We start from the raw sequence: 9,994 nt of genomic DNA, 5'->3' as shown, positions 1-9,994 counted from the left end.
TTAGAACTTCATTATCTTTCATAAAAAATTTATCTGCTTTGGTTGTTTCTAATTACTCCTAATGTCTATCAGGTCATACTCCCATCCCATTGCTGGAATTACAATTCTTACAATTCTGCTAGTTTCTTTATCTACATAAATATCTTGCTCCGCCACGCCACCTTTAAGGCTAACTACACTGCAATTCTTTACTCCAAATTTGGTACTAATATGCTTTTCACTAGTATCTACTGACGCACTGATTTGCCTAAATCTCAAATCCATAGAATTGAATTGCAAGTATCTGACATTGATGTCTTTATTATAAATCAATCGGGGTAAAATAAAAATAGAAAATGTTCTCTCTAAGTGTTCGTCTGGAATTAGTAGGGTGTCCAGACTATTTACTTTGACCTGGATTTTGTTTGAGTCTAGCCAGTTTCCCTTAAACTTAAATGTATTTCCAGCATAAGTAATATCTGATTCAGCTGATTTAAACTTATCATTTTGAAGGTCGTAAACACAATTTATTTGTTCTTCCATTAACTTCCCACTAAAAATAGCAGAGACCTCTTCCTTATATCCTGCCTCAATATTATTCACAAAATATATTGCTTTGGTATATCCCATTGAATCACCATTCTGACTCATGCGGTAAATAAGTTGTTCATTTTCCAAAGTTTCCTTGAGTTTGGCAGAACTAATGTAATTACCAATCTGTGCAAATGATGGCAGCTTTAATATTGATATAATTAAAATAGGTATTATATATTTCATAATCATTCAAGTTTGCATTTTACAATTATTTGTTTTTTAAATAGAATTCATCACTTGTTGAGGTTTAATCTGATTTATTCACTATTTGCACAGACAGCAATAGAATCTACGATACTAGGTAGAAATGGAAAGTCTGATTCCAATTCCTTTGAAACTCTTTGCATCTGTCCTTTATCACTTTTCTGATAAGCATCCCAAAGCTTATCAAATTTTATGAGTTCCCATTCGCTCAAATTTTTAAGCCTACCACTATCGGCATATAAGAATTTGTTTAAGTTTTGGTAGTTGCTCACCGCTACTTTTAGAAACCTGTTTGTCCTATTCAATAAGTGAATGGTAAACCATAAATTCAATTGACTGACTAGACTATATCTGAAATAGAGGTTAACAGAAGATAGGCTTTCTATTGATAATATTTTTATAAACTTAGGTACCATTTCCTTTGTATAAGAAAAGTCTGATTTAAATACAGAATGGTGCTTCTCATAAAATTCAGACCTAGCATTAAATAGACCATGAAGACTATCATGGTTAACATCTCCTATCGAAAAATTCTCGTCTATTAATATGGATCTGTTGATTTTTGAGTTCTTAAAGTATTCCAATAGTTCTTCGTTATCAAAAATATTATAGGTCATATTTCAAATCCTTTGAATAACACATATCGCAAAAATTTAGACAGAAACGAATCATATCTCTTCAAGCATCCATGACGCTTTAAGTGATTTCTGATCATCATCAAGATCATCAATCCACTGCAAATAATGTTTCTGAGTTAATGGGATTTTCTTAACATCAGCCTCAAGTTCCAACTCAAAATACTCTCCTTCTTTTTTTCGAGCAACTTTAAGTTTAAGAGTTGACCGATCACTTAACTCATCTCGTGCGGCTGTAATAAATGGTCTTTTAGCAACCAATTCTTCTGGAATTGGCTCATCATTAATTTCTAAAATTATATCCCTCGTTTGAAGTCCAAGATCTTTTCCTATTTCATCAAATTTTTCATCATTAGTTTGTATCAGAGATTTACCTTTATATTCTGCCAAGCCAATATTCATAAACCCTAAAGAATAGGCCTCCTGTTCAAACCGGTCCCTATAAAACAATCCAATAGATTCAAGTATTTCGCTAATAGGAAGCTTTTCAGAACCATCAATATATCTAGAAATAAACGTTCTGATTTCAGGATAAGTGAGTTCTTCTATGACATTAAATAGCTCATCATCTTTAAACGCCTTTTCCTTACCATATTTTTTAGAGAGATCATTCATGAGATCTCTTAAACCATACTTTCCTTGAGACAATTGTCTCAGTTTTATGTCAAGTGCTAAACAGACAATTGCACCATGATGATAAACATTAAGGAAATGTTGTCCTTGCCCGTTCAACATATTTTCACTCATATAAGTGAGTGATAAATCTTCAGGCCAGCTGTCTGATATTGTAAATTTTTGATTTAATATTCTTCGATATTGATCTGGAGTAACTAAGCCGCCCGTTAATCGTGCATGTCCTGCAAAGTATTCTGTCACACTTTCATATAGCCACAAATGCTTGGACATTTTTGGGTTAACAAAATCAAAATCTTCTATCTCTTCTGAATGAATATTTAAGGGTGTGAGAATATGAAAAAACTCATGCGCTGCCATAGCGTTAATGGTACTTTCCAATGGATCAATCTTATTATCTTGCATAAAATAGATAGAAGAATATGAGTGTTCTAACGCTCCGATAATTTGAGTCGGCTCATTTGAGAAATAAAATATAAAGGCATACTTATCTACTGGTAATTTACCATCCAAATACATGGCTTGAGCTTCTAGCAGCGCCTTTATTGAAGTTGATATATCGGAGGCTGATATAAGTCCCTTTGGTGAATAAACTCCTACCAACACATCAGTATTTTTAACTTTTACCCAAGATGTATCAGGTTCAGAATACATGATTGGAGAATCAACTAGCAAGTCATAGTTGCTTGTAGAATAGGTATCGATTTTCTTACTTTCATTACTATCAATTAATCCAGTTATTCCATAATAATGATCAGGCTTAGTTATATTGATATTAAATGAAACGTTCTTATACCCTTCCAAAAAACCAACATATCCTTGAGCATTAAGAATAACATTGCTTTCTTCGAAGTTTGTACCTGCAGGCGGAAAAACTTGAGGCGAACTAGATAAGTCATATGTATCAGATACTCTATATGTAATCTTCACAAGCTTACTAGCCTCCTCAATTATCCATGTATTTGGCCCTTCTTTTTGAAATTTTAAGAGGTTGTTTTTTTTATCGTACGGTTTAAAACTACCAACCAACCTACCATAATTAGATTCTGAATATACTCCAGGTATAATGGATGCAAAGTGGAATTTAATTTCATTTTTTGATTGAATTCTTGGTACAATAACCTCAACAAACAAACTATCATCTTCAATTGAATTAAGGTTAATATTATACTGATAACTATTCTGTGCCAGTACAAAAAATCCATTAAGTATTAAACCTATTAGTAGTAAATATTTCATCGTTTTAATTTAAATAGGTTGCATACTAGTTATAATGTAAATTGATAACGTTCTAAAAGACGATGTTGAACCAAAAACAACTCTAAATCCTATTAATATATTTGTTAATCCGAATGCAACTCTCGGTAAAATATTGAGACAGAAATAACGAATTAAACTTGGAATTTAATCTTCTTTAAGTACTGAAGCGGGGTTTGAATTTGTTGCTTTGATGGCATGATACCCAGTAGTTATAATTACTGTAACAGTAGTAATAATAATAGCAATTAAAAACGGGCTTAAACCTATACTCGTATGATACTCAAAGTTATTCAACCAATTATTTAAAAATATCCATGAAATTCCGATAGCAGGAATCATACTTATTAAGACCAATACGACATAACTCTTCACCTGCAATTTTATCAGTGCATGATTATTCGCTCCTAATACTTTTCTAATACTTAACTCTTTTGAACGCCTTCTTGCAGCGTATGAAGACAAACCGAACAACCCTAAAAATGTCAGTAATAATGTAAGAATTGAAAACCCAAAAAACAGCTTCCCTCTAATTTGATCAGCTTGATATTCTTCTAAAAATACATTTTCTGTAAATGAATAATTGAAATCTTCACGAGCAAGGTACTTAGCCCAAATACTCTCGATTTCACTAATACCAGCACTACTTACATTGTTTAATCTAACTAAGACCGAACTATTATTTTGATTATTTAAAAACATGAGTGGAGCTATCGGATTGTAAAGTGATTGTTGATGAAAGTCGCTTACAACCCCGATAATTGTATAATAATTATCGTCTAATATTACTCTCTTTCCTACAGGTTCTTTTAGGCCCAGTCTCACTTTCATTGACTCATTTATTAAAATCTGAAATAACGTGTCTGAGTTTGAAGTACTATTGAAGTTCCTCCCATCAATATATTCAATGCCAAGTGTTTTAAAATAATTGTTTTCAATTCGGTAAAAGTCTACCCCTTTAATTTCAAATGACCCTTCATTATTTTCCACTTCCATCACCCTTTTCCCAAAAGAATCCCCTGGCAAAACACTCGCTGAAGATACGCTTTCGACATAGGAAAGCTGATTAATTTCATTTTTAATATTTGGTAAATACTTTCTAGCAGAATCATTAAATGTCATGAAATTTATTAATCCATATTTATCAAATCCCAGACTTTTTTTATCCAAAAATGATAGTTGCTTAAAAACAACAATTGTACTGGTAATCATGACAATTGCGAGTAAAAATTGTATTGTTATCAAAACTCTGCTTAATGCTGTTGAGGATTCTTTGTATTTAGTTGATCCTTTTATTATTTCAGTAGGTTTATATGATGAAATAATAATTGCAGGATAAAAACTACCTAACAACACAATTAATATAATTGCTATCAAGTAATAGGCTAGTAATTTACTCGTAATAATTAAGCCAACATTTAATTGCAAGCCTATCCAACCCTCTAATAACCTATTTACAGATAACATAAGTAGAATTGCCAGTATGCCTGAAATACATGTGAAGGCTATGGATTCTATCAAAAATTGAATTATAATACTACTTCTGTTTCCTCCCAAAGACTTACGAATACCTACTTCTTTATTCCTTTTAATAGATTGAGATACAGACATATTCGTATAATTAATGCTCCCAATTATTAAAATGAAAATCCCAATGATACTAAATATATAAACGTAATTAATATCACCTAATGGCTCTGGCTCTCCCTCAGATGTAGATTTTAAATGAATGTCTGCAATCCTTAGGTATGAATATTCCATACCAATCCCATATTTAGATAAAATTGGATCCACATATGTTTTATTTATTTCCTCTAAACTCTTATCTAATTCTGCTAACCTTACATCTGGATTAAGTCTAATAAATGTATAATAATTAAATTCAGTCCACTCTTCATTAGACAGCTCCACAGCACTCTCAAGTGGACAGAAAATATTTGCCTTTAAGTGGGAGTTCTTAGGCATATTTTTGAATACTCCTGTCACACGATACTCACCTTTATCATCAATTTTAAGTGATTTGCCTATTGGTGAATTTGTGCCAAAAATTTTATTCGAAGTAGATTCACTTATGATTACCGAGTTAGGATCTTTAAAAACATTTGATTTATCACCTTCCAAGAGATCAATAGTCATTATTTCAAACAAGGAATTATCAACAAAGTATAGTTTACTTTCATAGTATTCTTCTGAATTTATATCATTTGTAACCTTGATTTTTTCCTGAGTATAAAACCTGGCATATTCTTTAACTCCTGGAAAATAATTCTTTAAAGTTGGCCCCAAAGACAACTGAGTAGTTGCCCAAACAAACTGGTTGTCTGATTCAGTAATGTCAGATGATATTCTATATATATTCTCCCAGTTGTTATGATACTTATCATAATTAGTCTCTTCTAAAACATATAATAATATTAATAGGCAGGAACTTAGTGTTAATATTAGGCCTGACATGTTCAATAGTGTATAACCTAATTGACGTTTGAAAAACCTATAAGCCAGTTTAATGTTGTTTATAAACATCTCAATAATTATTTTATGAATCCAATGTTAATTAATGTGAGAGGCAAGTAAACTTTTTCATAAGTTCACTTGCCAAAAGATTAGTCTACAGCTACAAACTCAACTTGATTGTCATTGAATCTAAGAGTACCACTCTTGTAAGAGTTATCATTAAATTCGATGTTGAAATCATGAAGCTTAGAAAAGAATAAGGTTGAAGACTCTGGATGTAATTCTTCCCAAGGGTCACCAGGTGTTTGTACAAATAACTTATTATGCTCCAACTTCAGCTCAAATTGGAAGTAGGGATTTTTGTATTTTCCAGGTATCTTGTCATCAAATTTGATGTTAATCTCCTTTCTAATTTTAGGGGAATAATATTCCCGGCCAAAAGTAATATTACGCATAGCAATGCTAACCGAACTAGCATCCACATTATTGGTATTACAAAGAACTACTACGAAAACATCCAAACCAGGATAAAACAAAAATGAAGAAGAAAAGCCTGATATATTTCCATTATGCATTAACATATGCTCCTGTCCTTTTACACTTTGCAGACCAAACCCATAATTATTCTCAAATGGGTTAAACATTTCTTCTTTTAAATTTTTTGGCAGTATTATATTATCCCTCAGTCCAAAATAGAGCTTAAGTAGATCTTGAGTGGTTGACAAGAGTGCTCCATTTCCTAAGTCATTAATCGGATAAATAAAATCAGCTACTACTTCAGCTGCATAACCATCCTTTCCAGGACCATCGTCATAACCAACTGCTCTATTTGAGATGATCATCTTAGGGTCATCAACAACTGTATTGGATAATTTCAGAGGGGTTAAAATAACCTCATTCAAATAGTCAAAATAAGATTTACCTGAAGCCAATTGAATAATATCTCCAAGCAAATAGTATCCTATGTTTGAATAACCAAATTTTTCGCCTGGTTTTGATTCTAATTTTTCAGATGAAATCAAATTTACAATTTCATCTCTAGTGTAAAGGTTGTGATCATTTTCTTCAAGCTCAATAACATCTCTTGGTAACCCTGATGTATGATTTAATAATTGCTTTATTGAATACCCATTTAAATTTCCATTAGACGGGTAATACTTTGAAATATCATCATCAAGGCTAATTTTCTTACCCTCTACCAGTTTTAATATTGCAATAGCGGTAAAGGTTTTTGTTATTGATCCTATTCGAAATTTAGTATCGGGTGTATTTTTAATATTGAAATCATCATTTGAGTTACCAATTGATTTTTCATAAATGATTTTACCCTCTCGATAAATTAAGGTATTCCCCTTGAATTTTGAAGTGAATCGGTAAGACTCTAATAGAGAGTCTGCTTTTCGACTGACTGTCTCATTATCAACATTGTCATACTGGGCATGCAAGGCAGAAGATAATACCAGACCTAACATAAAAATTGTAATTTTTCTCATAGTTAAAATTGTCATTGTTTCAGGGTGAGACACAATGATTAGTTCCTATGTTGCAGGTCACTAGTTCGAAAAGGAGTTTTAGAACCATTTCTCTTAATTTTCATTGGTTCAATCTTAATTTTGGATAGTGTTATAAAACCTCGCCATTACTCTTGATTCTAGTGGCTTTGGATCTTTGCATTGAACTGTCGTACTCAATTAGCACCTTATGAAAATGAGAGTTTGGATGGTCTGCAGGTTTTAAATCTTTATCGAAATAGGCCATCATTGTTAGATCATCATTATTGTTGATTTCATAATGGACTTTATGAATACCTAAATTCGTATTAGTAGGATTATTATCACTATCAAAGTATAATTCATCAAAGGAACTGTAAAGGCCTAACTCTCTATCTATCCAATTAAACTTGTATTGAACCTTAGCAAAACCATAGTCCATGTTTAGAAATGGTTTTCGGTCGGCTAAAGAATCATATATATTGACAAACTTCCAACCTAATTCATTACCAAATTCATCAAAATCAAAAACCACTTTACTATAACCGATATTCTCTTCCTCATATTCATTTCCTAAACTGTCCAAATTTGTGATTGAATATAAACGTCCAGCTCCATCTGTTGTGATTTTAGAAATTTTAAAAGGGAAGTAATGGGTTAAATAATTTCTGGTACTATCTGCGGCAAATTGGTGTTGAATAAATAAATTTGAATCTGTCCTTTTACACAGAAATTTGTAGCTACCAAGACCAGTTGAAACTCGATTATCTAGTGAGTCCATTAATATTAACGACTCCTTATCTCCATTTTCAGTTAAAGTGAATTGCTCCTTAAATATATTCTCACCCAAATAGTAATGCCGCCACATTGGAGATTGGTTGCCTTCAACATTGTAATATGTTCGGGTAATAGTTCTGTCTAGGTATTCATACCTCACTTCATGAGCACCGAAGTACGAGTTATTATTTGCACTGGAATTCTTAAAATACCTAATTGATTTTAGACGGTTTTTTTCATCATAATTAAATTCATAATATATTGTTGAATTCTGTCCATCATCAATCTTACCTCTACCAGTATATTCCAGAAAAGGTGAAATGACCCCTGTTAACTTGGTGAATTTCTCGTTTTTTAATTCAACAATTTCGTTTTTCGAGCATGAATAAAATATAATAATTGAACAAATAATGATACTTGATTTCAAAAAGGTTAGTCTGTACTTCATCTTTAATCTGATATTCGTAAATTCTAAATATTCAAATTAAAAATAAAAACAGAATCAACTAGTAAAGGACTTAAACAGATAATAGAACCTATTTAGTTATTAAAATGTCAAATCCGACAATATAAATATGAATCTAGGTTGTAGTATTGTGATTGGTTAGTCGGTATTCTTTAGGAGTATAATTGGTATGCTTCTTAAAGAGAGTATTAAACGAAGATTTGGAATTAAAACCCACTTCATACATAATTTCACTGATCCTTAAATCCTCATTTTCTTTGTCTCTAAGAAGTATCGCTGCCGTTTTTATTCGCCAGTCATTCACATATTCCTTGAAGTTCATATTTAGATATTGATTTATGGACTGCGAAATATCCTTTGCATCCTTGCCAACTGAGTACGATACTTTTTCCAAGGTAAGCTCAGGATCCTTAAAAAGTTCTTTCGAACTCATTACTGCATCTAGCTTACTAATAATATGCTTAGCCTCCTCTTTTGTCAGATCAGAGTAGTTATATTTTAGATCTTTCAATCCTGATAATCTAGACTTAATATTTTGCACATTATTAACAAGTTCAGGAGAGACAATAGCTGTGTATATAAGTCCAGTTATAAAGACCAGGATAAGTACAAAATGAACATTGGCAATAATAATTCCATATGACTTGCCAGAACTGATTATATAGAGGCTAATTAAATAAGATATATTTAATGCAATTGAATATATCAATAAAAATCTTATCCACTTATGCTTTTTACTAATCCAGGTATCTTCTCTTTGCGCTGTAGCATCAGCTTTGAAGAAAATATAAAGTATATAAACTAGAAGTAGTGTGTTAAAACAATCAATACCAAGTCCAATATAACTTAAACCTTCTAAATCAGAATAATTAAGGGATGAAAGGATTAAAACTGCTATAAATGGAATTGATATTAAGCTAATTTTAAAGTATCTAGATGGATTATAAAAATCAAGGTAGGATGTTAAGAAAAAGAAAAGCAAAGGAGAGAACAGTACAGCTGTGAGCCCACTTAGACTAACAGCAAAATTAATATTCTCTTTTAAAATTAATGGAATTGCAAAATTTATAGCACCTATAAGTAAATACCATGCAAGATATTTTATGCCATCATGAGTAGGGTTTCGTCTAAATAGAAATATAATACCAACCGTCAGGCATTGAATTATGCATGTACCCCGAAGTATTACGAGAAGTTCATGTGCGGTCATTATTCGAATTTAGAATAATCTACGTTTTTAAAAAATTATAGTTGACCGAAGAAATACAGCAGAAAATTATTTAATAGCTATGGTTTGATATTGAAATGCCAATAATTGAGTTCTTTTAGTTGTAAAATTAAGAATAAAACACGTGTTGATTACATACTATAACTTTCATTTAAAATCAATATCAAAATTTTTATATTCTTACTGAGCCCAACATCTAAATATCAATAATATGGATCAAAATAAATTTATTGAGTTTTGATTGAGTTTTGATTGAGTTTTGATTGAGTTTTGATTG

7 protein-coding genes are annotated in these 9,994 nt (G+C 31.4%); all 7 read right to left on the bottom strand.

Annotated features, from left to right (window positions below; genetic code table 11):
- Positions 1-48 precede the first annotated feature (48 nt).
- Positions 49-756 carry a hypothetical protein gene (locus RLO81_RS10450; protein ID WP_350111114.1) on the bottom strand — a complete coding sequence of 236 codons (708 nt, stop codon included), beginning with the start codon at positions 754-756 and terminating at the stop codon, positions 49-51.
- A gap of 74 nt (positions 757-830) precedes the next feature.
- Positions 831-1,394, bottom strand: coding sequence for a hypothetical protein (locus RLO81_RS10445; protein ID WP_350111111.1), 564 nt, complete (start codon positions 1,392-1,394; stop codon positions 831-833).
- 51 nt (positions 1,395-1,445) lie between these two features.
- A complete protein-coding gene (locus RLO81_RS10440) occupies positions 1,446-3,284 on the bottom strand; it encodes a M61 family metallopeptidase (protein WP_350111108.1) in 1,839 nt (612 codons plus the stop codon).
- A 165-nt stretch (positions 3,285-3,449) separates the two neighbouring features.
- Positions 3,450-5,825 (bottom strand): ABC transporter permease, encoded by a 2,376-nt coding sequence (locus RLO81_RS10435; protein WP_350111106.1) that lies wholly within the window; start codon positions 5,823-5,825, stop codon positions 3,450-3,452.
- 80 nt (positions 5,826-5,905) lie between these two features.
- The gene (locus RLO81_RS10430) at positions 5,906-7,249 is read right to left on the bottom strand and encodes a serine hydrolase domain-containing protein (RefSeq protein ID WP_350111103.1); all 1,344 of its coding nucleotides are present in this window, start codon (positions 7,247-7,249) and stop codon (positions 5,906-5,908) included.
- Positions 7,250-7,379: 130 nt separating this feature from the next.
- The gene (locus RLO81_RS10425; RefSeq protein WP_350111100.1) at positions 7,380-8,471 is read right to left on the bottom strand and encodes a hypothetical protein; all 1,092 of its coding nucleotides are present in this window, start codon (positions 8,469-8,471) and stop codon (positions 7,380-7,382) included.
- A gap of 133 nt (positions 8,472-8,604) precedes the next feature.
- Positions 8,605-9,699, bottom strand: coding sequence for a helix-turn-helix domain-containing protein (locus RLO81_RS10420; RefSeq protein WP_350111097.1), 1,095 nt, complete (start codon positions 9,697-9,699; stop codon positions 8,605-8,607).
- Positions 9,700-9,994 lie beyond the last annotated feature (295 nt).

The organism is Fulvivirga sp., assembly GCF_040220315.1.
Classification (GTDB): Bacteria; Bacteroidota; Bacteroidia; order Cytophagales; family Cyclobacteriaceae; genus Fulvivirga.
This window is presented reverse-complemented; position numbering and strand designations above follow the sequence as displayed.